The 15435-nt window shown below is 65.5% G+C and carries 12 protein-coding genes; 7 read left to right on the top strand and 5 right to left on the bottom strand.

What is annotated here, in order from left to right; all coding sequences use genetic code 11:
- Positions 1–68: 68 nt before the first annotated feature.
- Positions 69–1079: a glucokinase family protein gene (locus tag J2W94_RS09470; protein WP_310092552.1), complete on the bottom strand. Its 1011-nt coding sequence runs from the start codon at positions 1077–1079 to the stop codon at positions 69–71.
- A 434-nt stretch (positions 1080–1513) separates the two neighbouring features.
- Here J2W94_RS09470 and J2W94_RS09465 point away from each other — a divergent pair, with 434 nt between their 5' ends.
- The 6 genes from J2W94_RS09465 to J2W94_RS09440 all read left to right on the top strand — a co-directional run bounded on the left by J2W94_RS09465 (position 1514) and on the right by J2W94_RS09440 (position 8550).
- Positions 1514–2806 (top strand): sugar MFS transporter, encoded by a 1293-nt coding sequence (locus J2W94_RS09465; RefSeq protein WP_310092550.1) that lies wholly within the window; start codon positions 1514–1516, stop codon positions 2804–2806.
- Positions 2807–2848: 42 nt separating this feature from the next.
- Positions 2849–3895, top strand: coding sequence for a LacI family DNA-binding transcriptional regulator (locus J2W94_RS09460; RefSeq protein ID WP_310092548.1), 1047 nt, complete (start codon positions 2849–2851; stop codon positions 3893–3895).
- Positions 3896–3910: 15 nt separating this feature from the next.
- A complete protein-coding gene (locus tag J2W94_RS09455) occupies positions 3911–4963 on the top strand; it encodes an SIS domain-containing protein (RefSeq protein WP_310092546.1) in 1053 nt (350 codons plus the stop codon).
- Complete coding sequence (gene nagA / locus J2W94_RS09450; RefSeq protein ID WP_310092544.1) at positions 4960–6102, top strand: N-acetylglucosamine-6-phosphate deacetylase; 1143 nt, start codon at positions 4960–4962, stop codon at positions 6100–6102. Before J2W94_RS09455 ends, nagA begins: the two co-directional genes overlap by 4 nt.
- Positions 6099–7175 carry an acyltransferase family protein gene (locus J2W94_RS09445; protein ID WP_310092542.1) on the top strand — a complete coding sequence of 359 codons (1077 nt, stop codon included), beginning with the start codon at positions 6099–6101 and terminating at the stop codon, positions 7173–7175. The genes nagA and J2W94_RS09445 overlap by 4 nt, the downstream gene beginning before the upstream one ends.
- A gap of 304 nt (positions 7176–7479) precedes the next feature.
- Entirely contained in the window at positions 7480–8550 is a 1071-nt protein-coding gene (locus J2W94_RS09440; protein WP_310093664.1) for a PQQ-dependent sugar dehydrogenase, read from the top strand.
- Positions 8551–8578: 28 nt separating this feature from the next.
- Here the strand turns inward: J2W94_RS09440 and J2W94_RS09435 are convergent, their stop codons facing one another.
- The 4 genes from J2W94_RS09435 to J2W94_RS09420 all read right to left on the bottom strand — a co-directional run bounded on the left by J2W94_RS09435 (position 8579) and on the right by J2W94_RS09420 (position 14494).
- Positions 8579–9496 carry a hypothetical protein gene (locus J2W94_RS09435; RefSeq protein ID WP_310092540.1) on the bottom strand — a complete coding sequence of 306 codons (918 nt, stop codon included), beginning with the start codon at positions 9494–9496 and terminating at the stop codon, positions 8579–8581.
- Positions 9493–10911: a glycosyltransferase family 2 protein gene (locus tag J2W94_RS09430; protein WP_310092538.1), complete on the bottom strand. Its 1419-nt coding sequence runs from the start codon at positions 10909–10911 to the stop codon at positions 9493–9495. The genes J2W94_RS09435 and J2W94_RS09430 overlap by 4 nt, the downstream gene beginning before the upstream one ends.
- Positions 10912–11079: 168 nt before the next feature.
- Positions 11080–12324 (bottom strand): multifunctional CCA addition/repair protein, encoded by a 1245-nt coding sequence (locus J2W94_RS09425; protein ID WP_310092536.1) that lies wholly within the window; start codon positions 12322–12324, stop codon positions 11080–11082.
- A gap of 193 nt (positions 12325–12517) precedes the next feature.
- On the bottom strand, positions 12518–14494 hold the full coding sequence (locus J2W94_RS09420; protein WP_310092534.1) for a transglycosylase SLT domain-containing protein: 1977 nt from the start codon (positions 14492–14494) through the stop codon (positions 12518–12520).
- A gap of 89 nt (positions 14495–14583) precedes the next feature.
- On the opposite strand from J2W94_RS09420, the gene J2W94_RS09415 reads away from it, so the two are divergent.
- On the top strand, positions 14584–15396 hold the full coding sequence (locus tag J2W94_RS09415) for a sulfite exporter TauE/SafE family protein (RefSeq protein ID WP_310092532.1): 813 nt from the start codon (positions 14584–14586) through the stop codon (positions 15394–15396).
- Positions 15397–15435: the final 39 nt, after the last annotated feature.

Here is a 15435-nt window from a genome sequence, read left to right as displayed (position 1 = left end):
TGATCGTTTGCAGTTGGACCGCGCCTGCCCCAAGCAGGTGGTCCGTGGTCGCTCCGACGACTTTTCTCCTACCCACCCTCACATTGGCCGAGATACCAGTTCGCGGCGCCGATGACGCCGAGTTGTCCGTGCTCGACCAACCGCACGGGTATGCGTTCCAGCGCCGCGCGCATCGGTCCCTTGTTGAGGAACCGTTCGACGAAGCTGCTGTTCAAGAGGAATTCGCGAATCTGCGGCAGGATGCCGCCGGCCAGGTAGACGCCGCCCTGCACGCCATAAAGCAATGCCATGTCGCCGACCGCGCTGCCCAGCAGGCCGCAGAAAATCTCCAGACTCTCGCGAGCCAGAGCGTCGCTGCCGGCGATCGCGGCGGCGGTGATCTCGCCCGGGGTCTTGTATTCGTTGCGCGAACCGCGCAGCGCGCACAAGGCGGTATGCAGGTTCATCAGGCCGGGGCCGGAAAGGGCGTATTCGACCGGCACGTGGGTGCGGTCTTTCAGCATTTCGGCCAGCAGCGCCATCTCGATGGTGTTGCCGGCGGTCAGCGCGGCCTGGCCGGCTTCGGTCGCCAGCACCACGGCGCGCTTGCCGGTGGGAATCCACACCGCCGCGCCCAGGCCGGTGCCGGGGCCGAGCACCAGCGTGGGTCCGACCACCGGGGCGATTTCCGGACCGGTGAGGCGCAGCACTTCGCTGGCGTCCACATAAGCGGCGGCATGGGCCACGGCCTCGAAATCGTTGACCAGGCGGAACTCGCGGAAGCCCAGGCGTTCGCGTATTTCCTGCGGCGACAGGCGCCAGGGCAGGTTGGCGGTGATCACCGTACCGTCTTCCAGCGGATAACCCGCGCTGGCGATCACGCCGCGGCTGACGGTCTCGCCTTCGAGGGTGCCGAGGAAATCCTCGATGATTTCGGTCAGGCCCGGGTATTGGGCGCAGACGTATTTGCGGTACTGGAGCACGACCACCGGGTGGGCGGGATCGTCGCTGCCCTGTACCAGTCCGATACGTACGTGGGTCCCGCCCACGTCGGCGGCGATGAACCGCTCATGCAACGTGTCCAGGGGGCTAACCGGCATTGGATTGGCGTTGGCGACCACACATCTCCCCATGTCTTCGCGAGCCGCGGCGCAGAAATCCGCAGGGCCATTGCGCCGGAGTGTGGGATCGGTCTGACAACGTTGTCAACAGGTGGTCACGAAAAACTGGCAGGGCCGGCCAGGAGGGTTGCAACGGTATCGATGTCAGTAATAATTCTGACAAATTCAGCGCATTTTTGAATATTAATGTTCATATTCATGCACATATGGTTGTCTTCCATACGGTCATCTTGTTGCGGCGCAAGAAAATTCAGGCGAGGATTTGGAGCTCTCCATAGGTGCGGTGTGCCTCCAAAGTGGCCCTGGAGAGAAAAGTATGACAACGTTATTCCCAGCTAGAGCCGCAGATCTGCCTCCGGCGCCGCTCGCTTACCGGCGTGATTGCGGCCACCGTCCCCAGGGAGTCCATCGCCATGACCGCAGTACCCGCTACCGCCGCTGCCGCCGCCAACCGGCATGTCGGTTCCATCGCCATCATCGGCGTGCTGTTCTTCATCATCGGCTTCTTCACCTGGATCAACGGACCACTGATCACGTTCGTGAAGCTCGCCTTCGATCTGGACGAGGTGAAGGCGTTCTTCGTCGTCTTCGTCTTCTACATTTCCTATTTCGTGCTCGCGTTGCCCGCTTCGCTGGTGCTGAAGCGCACCGGCCTGAAGAAAGGGCTGGCGCTCAGTCTGTTCGTCATGGCGGTGGGCGCGGCCTTGTTCGGCGAGCTTTCCACGCAGCGCGTGTATGCGGGCGCGTTGACCGGGTTGTTCGTGATCGGCGGTGGTTTGGCTTTGCTGCAGACCGCGGTCAATCCCTACATCAGCATCCTGGGCCCGATCGAAAGCGCGGCGCAACGCATCGCTTTGATGGGCATCTGCAACAAGATCGCCGGCATGCTGGCGCCGTTGCTGATCGGTTCGCTGGTGCTGCATGGCATCGGTGACCTGGCCACGCAGGTCAGCGCCGCCGATGCGGCGACCAAAGCGACCTTGTTGAACGAGTTCGCCGCGAAGATCCATACCCCTTATCTGGTGATGGCGGCGGTGCTGGTGGTGGTGGCGATCGCGATCCTGTTTTCGTCGCTGCCTGAAATCAAGCCTTCCGACGCCAATGCCGAGCGCGTCGACGGCGCAGCCGGTGGCAAGGGCAGCGTGTTCCAGTTTCCGCACCTGTGGCTGGGCGTGCTGTGCCTGTTCGTGTACGTAGGCGTCGAAGTGCTTGCGGGCGACGCCATCGGCACCTACGGCAACGGCTTCGGCCTGCCGCTGGACGAAACCAAATTCTTCACCTCCTTCACTCTCGGCGCGATGCTGCTGGGCTATCTGAGCGGCCTGGTGGCGATTCCGCGCTTCATTTCCCAGGAGCGCTACCTCAGCGTATCGGCGGTTCTGGGCATCGTGTTCGCCCTCTGCGCGTTCCTGACCAAGGGTTATGTGTCGGTCGGTTTCGTGGCGGCGCTGGGTTTCGCCAACGCGATGATGTGGCCGGCGATCTTTCCGCTGGCCATCAAGGGCCTGGGCCGTTTCACCGAAACCGGTTCGGCGCTGCTGATCATGGGCATCGCGGGCGGCGCGATCATTCCGCAGCTGTTCGCCGTATTGAAGCAGCACCACGATTTCCAACTGGTATTCGTGACGCTCGCCGTGCCGTGCTACCTGTACATCCTGTTCTTCGCCCTGCGCGGACACCGCGTGGGCAAAGCTAAACAGGCATGATGGACGCCTTAGCGGAAATCACCGGCCATGGCTGAACCGAACATGCGCAGACCCACTATCAAGGATGTCGCCGAGCGCGCCAAGGTCTCGTTGAAGACCGTATCGCGCGTCATCAACAACGAGCCTTCGGTCATGCAGGGCACGCGCGCGCGCGTACTGCATGCCATCGCCGAATTGGACTACGAACCCGACCAGTCCGCGCGCAACCTGCGCAGCGGCACGCCGTTCGTGGTCGGCCTGATCTACGACAACCCCAATCCGTACCACATCATCGGCGTGCAAAACGGCGTGCTGGCGGCGTGCCGCGAAACCGGCTTCGGCCTGCAGATCCATCCCTGCGATTCCACCTCGCCGCTGCTGGCCGAGGAGCTGTCCGAACTGGTGCAGCGTTCGCGCCTGGCCGGCCTGGTGCTGACCGCGCCCATGTCCGAAAGCATGGAGCTGGTGCACGCGCTGGCCGCACGGGGCGTGAAGCTGGTGCGCATCATCGCCGCGACAGAAGATCCCAACGACGGCTACCCCTGCGTATACGTGGACGACCACGACGCCGCCTACGAGATCACCGAACACCTGATCCAGCTCGGCCACCAGCGCATCGGCTTCCTGTGGGGCGGGCTGGCGCACCGCTCCAGCATCGAACGCTACAACGGTTACGAAAAGGCGCTGAAGGATTACGGCATCACCCTGGACAAGCACCTGGTCGTGCCTGGCGACTACACCTTCGACGACGGTTTCCGCGGCGCGCGGCGCCTGCTCGCACTACGCGAACCGCCAACCGCGATCTTCGGTTCCAACGACGAAATCGCCGCCGGTGTGCTGGCCGCGGCCAAGTCGGCGGGCATGAACGTGCCCTACGACCTGTCCATCGCCGGCTTCGAGGACAGCCCTTTCTCCAAACAGTCCTGGCCGGCGCTGACCACCGCCAAGCAAGCTACCGAAGACATCGCCCGGCAGGCCGCACGTCTGCTGATCGCAGGACTGCGCCACGACGCCTACGACGACAACCCCACGCCGTTGCACAACCAGGGCTTCGTGCCGCAACTGGTGGTGCGCGGCTCCACCGCGCCGGTACGCCCGCGCAACGATTGAAGCCACCCCACCCCCATGAACACTGCAGCAACGAACCAGACCGGTTTGCCCGCCCCCCACGACACCCTGATGTACGCCGAGGCCGCACAGACCGCCGAGGTGGTCGCCACCCAGTTCGCGCGCAACGCATCGGTCATCGCCACGCTGGCCGAAGATCTGCGCCGCAACCCGCCGCCGTTCGTGGCGACCTGCGCGCGCGGCAGTTCCGACCATGCCGCCACTTATGCGAAATACCTGTTCGAAACGCAGCTGGGCATCGTCACCGCTTCGGCTTCGCCCTCGGTCGGCTCGGTCTACGAAGCGAAACAGAAACTGGAAGGCGCGTTGTATCTGGTCATTTCGCAATCGGGCAAAAGCCCGGACCTGTTGCGCAACGCCGAAGCCGCGCGCGAAGCCGGCGCGCGCGTGGTCGCATTGGTGAACGTGGAGGATTCTCCGCTGGCGCAACTCGCGCATACGGTCGTGCCGCTGCATGCAGGGCCCGAACGCAGCGTCGCCGCGACCAAGAGCTATCTGTCGTCGCTATCGGCGATCCTGCAACTGGCCGCGAACTGGAAAAACCAGGCCCCGCTGCTCGACGCGCTGGACGTCTTGCCCGACAGTCTGCGCGCCGCCTGGCAGGCCGACTGGTCGCCGCTGACCGAAGGGCTGGTCGATGCGCACAACCTGTTCGTGCTCGGCCGTGGTCTCGGCCTGGCGGCGGCGCAAGAGGCCGCGCTCAAGTTCAAAGAAACCTGCGGACTGCATGCCGAAGCCTACAGTTCGGCGGAAGTGAAGCACGGGCCGATGGCGCTGGTGGGGCCAGGCTTCCCCGTGCTCTGCTTCGCGCAACCGGATGAAACCGAGGCCGGAATGCTGGCCTTGGCCAAGGAATTCCGCGCACGCGGCGCCGAGGTCTGGGTATCGTCGGCGCACGGCGAGCTGCCGCTGGTGAAAGCATCGCATCCGGCCTGCGCCCCGCTGCTGACCATCCAGAGTTTCTATCGCGCCATCAATGCATTGGCGTTGCGTCGCGGGCACAATCCCGATGTGCCGCCGCATCTGAACAAAGTCACCGAGACCGTATGAATAACCGTCTGGCCCTGGTCAATGGCCGTGTCCTCACCGATCGCGGGATCGAAGAGGGCGTCGCGGTGCTGTTGGAAGCGGGAAACATCGCCGCGGTCGTTCCCGAGCACGAGGCATTGCAGCGCGCGGACGATGCGCACGACCTGCAGGGCGCGATCCTGCTGCCGGGCTTCATCGATTGCCAGGTCAACGGCGGCGGCGGCGTGCTGTTCAACAATTCTCCAGACGTGGAATCGCTGCGGCGGATCGGCGCGGCGCACCGCAAGTTCGGCACCACCGGTTTCCTGCCCACCTTGATCAGCGACGATGCCGACAGGATGCGCGAGGCGATCGCCGCCACGCGCGCGGCGATCGCGCAGGGCGTGCCGGGTGTGCTGGGCATTCATCTGGAAGGCCCTTATCTGGCGCCCGCGCGCAAGGGCACCCACGACGCCAGCAAGTTCCGCGTGCCGGACGCGCAGGAGATCGAGTTCGCTACCGCCCTGAATAACGGCATAACGCTGATCACGCTCGCGCCCGAGCGGGTCGGCGCGGAAACGGTGCGGGCGTTCGTGAATCGCCGGGCCATCGTCTGCGCCGGCCATACCGCCGCCAGCTACGACGAAACCCGCGCCGGCATCGATGCGGGAATCAGCGGTTTCACCCATTTGTTCAATGCGATGTCGCCGCTGACCGGCCGCGAACCCGGTGCGGTCGGCGCGGCGATGGAAGACGCGCATTGTTGGTGCGGCGTCATCGTCGACGGACATCACGTGCATCCGGCCAGCCTGCGCGTGGCGCTGGCGGCCAAGCCGCGCGGCAAGATCTTTTTGGTCACCGATGCGATGCCGCCCGTGGGTGCGGACGATCCCAGCTATGAACTATACGGCGAGGTGATCACCGCGCGCGACGGCGTGGTGCGCAATGCGGCCGGCGCGCTGGCCGGCTCGGCGCTGGACATGGCTACCGCGGTGCGCAACAGCATCTCTCTGCTCGGGATATCGCTGGAAGAAGCCGCGCGCATGGCCTCGACCTATCCTGCCGAATTCCTCGGCATCGGCGATCGTTACGGACATATCGCGCCGGGCTATCGCGCCGATCTGGTGGCGCTGGACGATTCGTTGCAAGTGGTCGCCACGTGGATCAACGGCGGGCAATGAAGGCGAACACGCCGCAGCGCTTCGATTCCGTCGATGCGCTGCGCGGAATCACGGTCGCGGCGATGCTGCTGGTCAATAACCCGGGCGATTGGGGTCACGTGTACGCGCCGCTGCTGCATTCGGAATGGAACGGCTGCACGCCGACCGACCTGGTGTTTCCGTTCTTCCTCTTCATCGTCGGCGTGTCGATCGCCCTAGGCATCGTGCCGCGCGTGGAAGCGGGCGCCGACCTGGCTTCGCTGCGACGTGCGGTGCTGCTGCGCGCGACGAAGATCATCGGTTTGGGTTTGCTGCTGCACCTATTGGCGTTCTGGTTGCTGGACAAACCCTGGTTCCGGCCGTGGGGCGTGCTGCAACGCATCGGCCTATGTTTCGCGGTAGCGGGGATGTTGGCGACCCTGACCCGCGCGAAGGCGCAATGGACGATCATCGCCCTCCTGCTGCTGGGCTATTGGGCGTCGCTTGTGGCGGGCGGTTCGTTGGCGCCGTGGGACAATCTGGCCAGTCGCCTCGACGCCGCCCTGCTGGGGCCACTGGCCTACCAGTTCGACGCGGCCAGCGGACGTGGCCACGATCCGGAAGGCTTGTTGAGCACGCTGCCCGCCATCGCCACCACGCTGCTGGGCGTGCGCGCGGGCCAATGGCTGCGCGGCGGCGACGTGAAGCGACTGCTGTTGGCCGCAGTGATCGCAATGGCGGCCGGATTCGCCTGGTCGTACTGGTTCCCGTTCAATAAGAATCTGTGGACGTCCTCTTATGCGCTGTGGACGGCGGGCTGGGCCATGCTGGCGCTGGTCCTGTGTCATGCGCTGATTGATGAAAGGAAGTGGCCTGCGCTAGGCCGCCGTTTCGGGGCGAACGCCATTGCCGCTTATGTCGGATCGGCGGCTATGGTCTATGCCCTGGCGGGCCTGGGTTGGTGGGAACCGATCTACCGTGTCGGTTTCAGCCAATGGATGAGCCCGCGTTTCGGGCCCTACTTGCCGTCGTTGGCCTTCGCCTTGGCGTTCGTGGGATTGTGGTGGGGAGTGGTGTATTGGATGGACCGCCGTCGGTGGTACCTCAAGCTCTGACCGCTCCCTGCATCCTTCTGCTTCCGATCACAGCTTTCTCCGCTGCATTGGAGTAGAAAGGCGGGCATCCCCCGGTGTGAGTGCCGCCATGCGCCCGTCTCGATACCTGCTTGCCTGCTGCTTGCTGTTGCTGACCGCGTGCGATCTGCCAGGCACTGAGGACGACAGCAAACGTTCGGCACAGGAAGCGCCCGAACGCGCTGCGCCCCGGCGTGCAGTTTTTCCACGCGTCATACCGGCGAATCGGCCGGCCGGCGTCCAGGCCAGCGCCGTTGCGCAAGCCGCGCCTGGGCAGCCCCCCTCGATGGGCGGCAATCTGCCCGCCCGGCAGATTCCCAATCCCGCTTTCAAGAGCACCGAAGTCGCGCGTTTCGACCAGCCCTGGGCGATGACCTTCCTGCCCGATGGACGTCTGCTGGTCACCGAGAAACCGGGCAGATTGCGCTTGATCAATGTCGCCACCAAGCAGATCGGCGAAATCATCGGCGTGCCGGCCGTCGCCTACGGCGGGCAGGGCGGCCTGGGCGATGTGGTGCTGCACCCGCAGTTCGCCAGCAATCATTGGGTCTATCTGAGCTATGCGGAGGAAGGCACCGGCGGCGTCCGCGGCGCGGCCGTGGCCCGCGCCGTCTTGAATCTGGATGCGAGCGGCAACAATGGCAGCCTGTCCAACCTGCAGGTGCTGTGGCGGCAGATCAAGGTCAGCGGCGATGCGCATTACAGTCACCGCATCGCCTTCGACCGCGACGGCAAGCTGTGGATCAGTTCGGGCGAGCGTCAGAAGGGCACGCCGGCGCAGGATCTGCAATCCAATCTGGGCAAGATCCTGCGCCTCAATGCGGACGGTTCGATTCCTGCGGACAATCCTTTCGTCAACCAAGGCGGTGTCGCCGCACAAGTGTGGTCATTGGGCCACCGCAACGTCTATGGACTGGTTTTCAACACGCAAGGCCAGCTCTGGGAACACGAAATGGGTCCTATGGGTGGCGACGAACTCAACCTGATCGAACGCGGTTCCAACTACGGATGGCCCATCGTTTCCAATGGCAGCAACTACGACGGCAGCGACATTCCCGACCATTCCACACGGCCGGAATTCAACGCCCCCGAAGCCTGGTGGACACCCGTCATCGCACCGGCGGGTTTCATCATCTATACCGGCGACCTGTTCCCCTATTTCCGCGGCAACGGTTTCATCGGCGGCCTGGCTTCGACGGCGCTGATCCGCATCCAGTTCGATGGCGACACGGGCAGGGAAGTGTCGCGCTACCCGATGGGTCAGCGTATCCGCGAAGTGGAGCAGGGTCCGGACGGCGCGATCTGGCTGCTGGAGGACGGTTCGAACGTACGTCTGTTGAAGCTGACGCCGACTTGAGCGTCGTGCGTGCCGGCACGCGCCGCGATCAGAGGTCGATTACGGCTTCCACGCTCACGTAGCGGTACGCGTAGCGATCGGAGCCGGTTTCGTTGAGCACCGGGGTGTCCTTGTATCCCGCGCTGGCGCGCAGCCAGGCCTTCTTCCAGTGCGGAGTGTCGACGCCGACTTCCAGCATGCGCGCATTGCTCCAGCCCTCGCTGTCGCTGCGCTGGCGGCCGAAGCCCGCCGCCGCACGCCATTGATAGCCGTGGTAGCGGCGCCGAAGCGCGACTACGCCCAGGACTTCCCCGTACCATTCCGGAGAGTAATAGTCCCCCTCGCGCGCCTCGCTGTTGCGGAAGTAGCGGCTGCGCAACTGCACGCTGATGCCCTGCTCGGGCAAGGCCGCGAAGATCAGGTTGCCGCGCAGGTGCGTACGCAGATTGTTGCCGGAACCGAAGTCCTGCAGGCCGACCAGACCGGTGGCGGTCCAGCGCTCGCCCATCGGCAGATCCACCGCGGCGCCGGCGAAGGTCTGCACCAGGCCGCGTTCGGCGCCCTCGTGGGTCTCCAGGACTTCGCGCTCCAGGAAGAATTCTTTGCGACGGGCGTCCTCGCTATGCAGCGAAGCGCTGCCCAGCAGCGCATCGCCGTTGGTGCCCGCGTCCACTTTCCATCGCCACAGTTCGCCGCCGCCCGCGGCGCGGACATACAGGCGCTCTTCGCTCTGCGACCAGCCGTCGCCGGCGAAGCGCGCGCGTTCCACCTTCATTCCCAACCAGCGATCGTCGCTGTAGCGGCGCAGGTCCCACCCCAGTCCGTACTTCTGCGTTTCGTTGCCGTCGGCGTCGGAGGACAGCCACAGCTCCGGTCGCAACGCCTGTTTCGACGACGGTTCTTCGCCGGCGACCGCCATGCCCGACAGCGCCATCAACAGCGCGAAAGCCAGTGCGCCGCGCTTCATTTCGTGCCCCAGGTCTTGCGCAGGCGCAGCAGTTCGGCGGCATAGCCCAATACGCATACCGGTTGCAGCAGCATGGTGTAGCCGATCGAATAGAATAGGAAACCGCTGACATTGCGCCGCACCTGCAGATCCTGCCGCTTGAACATGCGGGTCTGCACGCTGAAGATGACCACGTTCCACAGCATGGCCAGAGGCAGCACCAGCAGCGTCATCAGTCCCGCAATCCAGTAGTAGCCGAACAGCGCCAGCACCAGGCCGGGCAGGAACGCCAGCGTGTAGACCAGGTCCAGCGGCAGGAACAACAGGTTCCACCAGATGAAGAGCGTGCTCATGCGCGGCGCGAACAGCAGGCGGCCGTGCCGCGCGAAGGCTTCCATCAGCCCGCGCGACCAACGCTGGCGCTGACGCGCGAATTGCCCGACCTTGGCCGGAACCTTGGTGAACAGACAGGCGTCCTCGCAATAGCCGATGCGCGCGCCGGTGGCCAGCAGCGCCCACGACACCACGATGTCTTCGCCGACGCACTCGGGCCAGCCGCCGACCTCTGCCAGCGCCTGCCGTTCGTACAACGAGAACGCGCCCTGCGCCACCAGCGTGCCGTGATACATGCTCTGCATGCGCTTCACCGCGGCGATGCCGTGGAAGTAATCCCATTCCTGCGCGCGGGTCAGCCAGTTGTCGCGCGAATTGCGCACCAGCACCGCGCCGGCGACCGCGACCGTGCCGACGGGATCGGAGAGGTAGCGCTGCACGATCTTGCGCAGCGCGTCGGTGCGCAGATAGGAATCGCCATCGACGGTCAGCACCAGGCCCTGCCGGGTCTCGGCGAAGCCGCGGTTCAAGGCCGCCGACTTGCCCTGATTGCGCGGCTGCGCCAGCACGCGGATCCGCATGCCCGGGCGCGAGAGCCGAGCGGCCGCCGCTTGCGCGATGGCCAGGCTATCGTCGGTGGAACCGTCGTCGATCACCACCACCTCGACCTGGCCGACGTAGTCCTGCAGCGAGAGGCTGAGCAGGGTGTCGTCGATGTTCTCGGCTTCGTTATAGCAGGCCACCAGCACGCACAGATCCGGATACACGGCGAACTCGCGCCGCGAAGGACGGCGATCGCTGAGGATCGAGCCGATCAGGAAGGCATTCATGAAACCGGGCACGTAGGCGATGAAGGCGATCACCATCAGCGCCACCGCGAATCCGGTTACCTGCGACAGTTCGCCCAGCCAAGATTGCGACAGCCACACGCTGAAACCCATCCAGGCCGCGGCCAAGGTCAGGACCAGGACGAATTTGAGCCGCAACGGCACGTACAGACCGCGGCGCGCTGTTACTGCGGGGCTGGGCGAGAGTTCGCCGGTCAGTTCGGGAAATGGATCGGCCGCGGGGTCGATAGGCGCCGTCGAATCGAGGTTGTACATATCCAGTGTCCAGGTGCCTACGGGGTAGCGGCCCTGAAGTAACAGCAATTATCGTGTCAAATGTGAGACCCCCTCTCGTGCTCGGCTTTGGGTTGAGGGAAGGCAAGGGAATGGCCGCAGATGGCGGACTGCGTCACATTTTTACCGGCTGCTGCCTTGCCAGAGCCGCTACGGCGCAGCCGGCTCAGCTTTGGGGCGCCGCGCCTGCTGGAGGGCGAGCAGGCGCGCCTTCTTCAGCGCCTGCCCGACTTCCGGGCCGGTCAGCGGACCCTCGGCCAGATCGCGGGCGTTCACCGCCAATGCGGCGGCGTGCAGGCGCTGTAGTTCGCGGCCCTGCGGATAGTCGTGCTCGCTGCTGCCCAGGCGGCCGCGCTTGTCGGCCTCGCATACCCGGGCCAGCTGGGCGATGCGCTCCGGCTTGCGGAAGGCATCGCAACGGGCCAGCAGCTCGAGCACGGTGGTGTCGCGCAGCTCGTCCAGCCGATGCACGTTGAGGTGTTCGCGGCAGGCCATGATCGCCAGCTCGCGATGCGCGGCCGGTACCTTGAGGCGTTCGCACAATGCTTTCAGCGGGGCCAGGCCCGCGTGCTCGTGGCCGATGTGCTTCGGCAAGACCTCCGTCGGCGTCAGCGCCTTGCCCAGGTCGTGGGTCAACGCGGCGAAGCCGATCACGTCATCGCCGGGCGCCAGCCGCGCGGCCATGTCGCTGACTAGTTCCTGATGCAGGCCGGTGTCTATTTCCGGATGGAACTCGACGCGCTGCGGCACGCCGTACAGCGCGTCCACCTCCGGCAATATTTGGCCCAATGCGCCGCAGTCGCGCAAGGTGCGCAGGAAAGCCGAGGGTGTGGACGAACGCAATGCGCGTACCAGTTCCTGCCAGACGCGTTCCGGCACCAGCTCGCCCAGCTCGCCGCCCTCCGCCATCTCCCGCATCAGCGCCAGCGTCTCCGGCGCGACCTTGAAGCCGAGGTCCGCGAAGCGCGCCATGAAACGCGCGGCACGCAGCACCCGCAGCGGATCCTCGACGAAGGCGGGTCCGGCATGCCGCAGTAAGCGCGCTTCGATGTCGCGCACGCCGCCCAGTGGATCGGACAGGTTGCCGTCTTCGTCCTCTGCGATCGCATTGATGGTGAAGTCGCGGCGCGCCAGATCGTCCTCCAGCGTCACCGACGGATCGGCGTCCACCACGAAACCGCGGTAGCCGCGCCCGCTCTTGCGCTCGGTGCGGGCCAGCGCGTATTCCTCGCCGGTGCGCGGATGCAGGAACACGGGGAAATCGCGGCCGACCGGCTTGAAGCCCTGCGCCAGCATTTCCTCGGGGGTACTGCCGACTACGACATGATCGCGGTCGCCGGCCTCCAGGCCCAGCAACCTGTCGCGTATCGCGCCGCCGACTAGGTAGGTTTTCATACTAAGGATGATGCCTTGTTTTTTCCTTCTCCCACAGGGAGAAGGTGCCCGAAGGGCGGATGAGGGAATGGATTTTCAGCTGTTGGGAAATTTCCCTGGCGAGTAATTCCCATTCCCTCATCCGTCGTTGCGCGCTACCCCGTATGGAGTACGGGGCAGGCTCTTCTCCCGGTGGGAGAAGGAAAAGCGCAACTCAGCTCTTCGGCACCTGCGCCGTCGGACAGGTAAAGGATTTGCGCTTGGCGTCGACGCGGCCGAGCATGCGGTCGGTCACCGGCAAGGCGTTGCCGTTCAAGCGCCAGTCGTAGATCACGCTGAAAGCCAGCACGCGCGCCACGTACTCGCGGGTTTCCTTGTAGCTGATGGTCTCGATCCAGAAATCCGGATCGTAGTTGGGGCGTTGCGACTGCCAGCGTGCGGTGGGCGCGGGGCCGGCGTTGTAGGCGGCGATGGCCACGTACGGCGTGCCGTACTTGTTTTCCATCTGCCGCAGATAGGCGGTGCCCAGCATGATGTTGGTGTCCGAGTCGTACAGGCTGGCCGCGCCGCCCCAGGGCAGGCCCAGGCTCTTGGCCGTGGCCGCGCCGGTGCTGGGCAGGACCTGCATCAGGCCCATGGCGTTGGCACCCGAACGCGCATTGGGGTTGAACACGCTTTCGGCGCGGATTTCCGCCGCGACCCAGGCCGGGTCGATGGCGTTCCTGGCCGCTTCGCGGCGGATCGTCTCGCCGTGGTGCAGCGGGAAACGCAGTTCGTACAAACGCTGCTCGTCGGGCCGGCTTTGACCGGCAACGCTGCCCAGCGAGAACACCGCCCGATCGAACCAGCCATTGTCGCGCGCCACCTCCACCGCCAGGCGCCGCTGGGTATCGTCGAAGCGCGACAGGGCGCTGTTCCATTCGCTGGTGGCCCAGCCGGGGCGTTCCAGTTTCCACAGCTCCATCGCGCGGACGATCGCCGGATCCCGGGCGACCGCGGCGCGTGCCGCGGCGCCGTCGTTGGGAATCCAGGCGCACAGGGCGTAACCCTGGTTGATGCGGTCGGCGGCCATGAAACCGTGGAAGGTGGCCGACTTGGCGGCTTCGCGGAACAGACGCTGGGCCTCGGCCTTGTCGCCGGCCTTCTCCGCCAAACGCGCTTCGAAATAGCGCCAGCGCGAATCCTCGCGCTGGGTTTTCGGCATCTTGCGTATCGCCGTCAGGGCCGCGGGCCAGTCGCCGCGCGCCATGGCTTCGCGCGCGCGCCATTCGTGCAGCTTCTCGTCGTAGACCGCTTCGGGCACGGCGTTCAAGCGGCGTGCGGAATCGGGTTCGTAGGACGCCACCGTCCACAGCGCCGCTTCGTACAGCACCTTGCCGCGTTCGGTTTCGCTCATGCCCAGCGCCGCCGCATATTGCGGCAACTGCAATTCCGCGCTGGCCGGCGAAGACTTGGCCAGACGCATCAGACCGTACATCGCCATCTTGCGGCTGCGTTCGGTTTTCGGCCAACCGAGCGCGCGCGTATGCACGGCGCCCAGGAACGCGGCGTAGTCGTTGGCCAGGGCGGCGTCGGCCGCAGGCAGTCCGCGCGCTGCGCTGCGCATGACGGCGGGTTGTTGTTCGGCAGCGGCCTTGTCGATGCGCTCCCAGCGCAGGGCGGGCGGCAATCCGCCGTTTGCGCCGAGCAGGGCGAACACGGGATCGCAGCTGTCCGGCAGGGCCTTGCCGGTGCTGGTCCAGATCTTCTGCGCGTCCAGCGTCCATTGCGCATCGGCCTTGCCCAAAGCTTGACGCGCATTGAGTTCGGCGCACTGCAGACCGACGTTGGAAGTCGGTTTCCATACCGCACGCAGCGTGGGCCAATCCTGTCGCCGCGACAGCGCGGGCAGCCACAGGGCACGGAAAGCATCGGCCACGGCCTGCCCGTCATAGCGCTTGAGGAAGGACTGCGCCTGCGCCGTGGACAAAGTGTCGATGTTGCGCTTCAGATCGGTCAATTCCACCCAGCCGTACAGCGGATGCGCGCCTAGTCCCGGATAATCGGAGGCATTGAAACTGCCGCTTTCCGCCGCTGCCAGCGCTGCCCGGATCTGCGGGCGCTGGGCCTCGAGGTTCTGCGCCTGCGCGCCGCGCGACAGGAATAAGCCGAAGGCGGCAGCGAGTACGATGACGGAATGGGGTCGTTTCATGGCCGAAATAGTAAGGGACGGCGGATGAATACCGCTTTCTCGTGGGTGGCCTTGGCGGCGTTTCCGCGCTTATCGACAACGGAGCGAACGTGTTCGACGCAAGCTGGTTGGAAGGAATCTGGATATTTCCCTTGCTCGGCGTAATCGCGGGCATCCTCGCGGGTCTGCTCGGGGTGGGAGGCGGGCTGGTACTGGTCGGCGCATTGGCCTGGGTGCTGCCCTTGTACGGCGTTCCCAAGGAGGCGGCGATGCATGCGGCCCTGGCCAGTTCGCTGGCCAGCATCGTGTTGACCGCTGCGTCCTCCGCCTATGCCCATCACGGACGCGGCAGTGTGTTGTGGCCGACGGTGAAATGGATGGTGCCCGGGCTATTGCTGGGCGGATGGCTGGGCAGCGGCATCGCGGTGAAACTGGACGACAGCGTGCTGCGCTGGATCGTGGCCGGCTACTGCCTGCTGGCGGCGGCGCAGTTGCTGTTCGGCAAGACTCGGGTCGGTGCCGAGGGCGTGATGGCGGCGCCGCCCACCGGCTTGCCGATGAGCGCTGCCGGTACCGGCATCGGTGCGATGTCGGCGGTGGTCGGTATCGGCGGCGGCAGCATGACCGTCCCGCTCCTGGTTTGGCGCGGCGTCGCGCCGGTGCGCGCGGTCGGCACCTCCAGCGCCTGCGGGGTGGCGATCGGCCTGGCCAGCGCCATCGGCTATGCGATGCATGCGCCCGCGGGCGCGTTGCCGCAGTACGCGGTCGGTTACGTCTATCTGCCCGCCGCCATCGGCGTGGCCGTGGCGTCGGTATTGGCCGCCCCCTATGGCATGCGCCTGGCCCACAGGATCAGCGGTCTGGCCTTGAAGCGGGTGTTCGCCGTATTCCTGACTGCGGTGGCGATCACTCTGCTGGTTTGAACGCGAGCAGATGAAGTAATCGAAACTCGCGGGATTCCG

Origin of the sequence: Pseudoxanthomonas sacheonensis (assembly GCF_031455975.1) — a bacterium.
Taxonomy (GTDB): domain Bacteria; phylum Pseudomonadota; class Gammaproteobacteria; order Xanthomonadales; family Xanthomonadaceae; genus Pseudoxanthomonas_A; species Pseudoxanthomonas_A sacheonensis_A.
The sequence above is the reverse complement of the archived record's forward strand: the minus strand, read 5'-3'. Positions and strand labels throughout refer to the sequence as shown.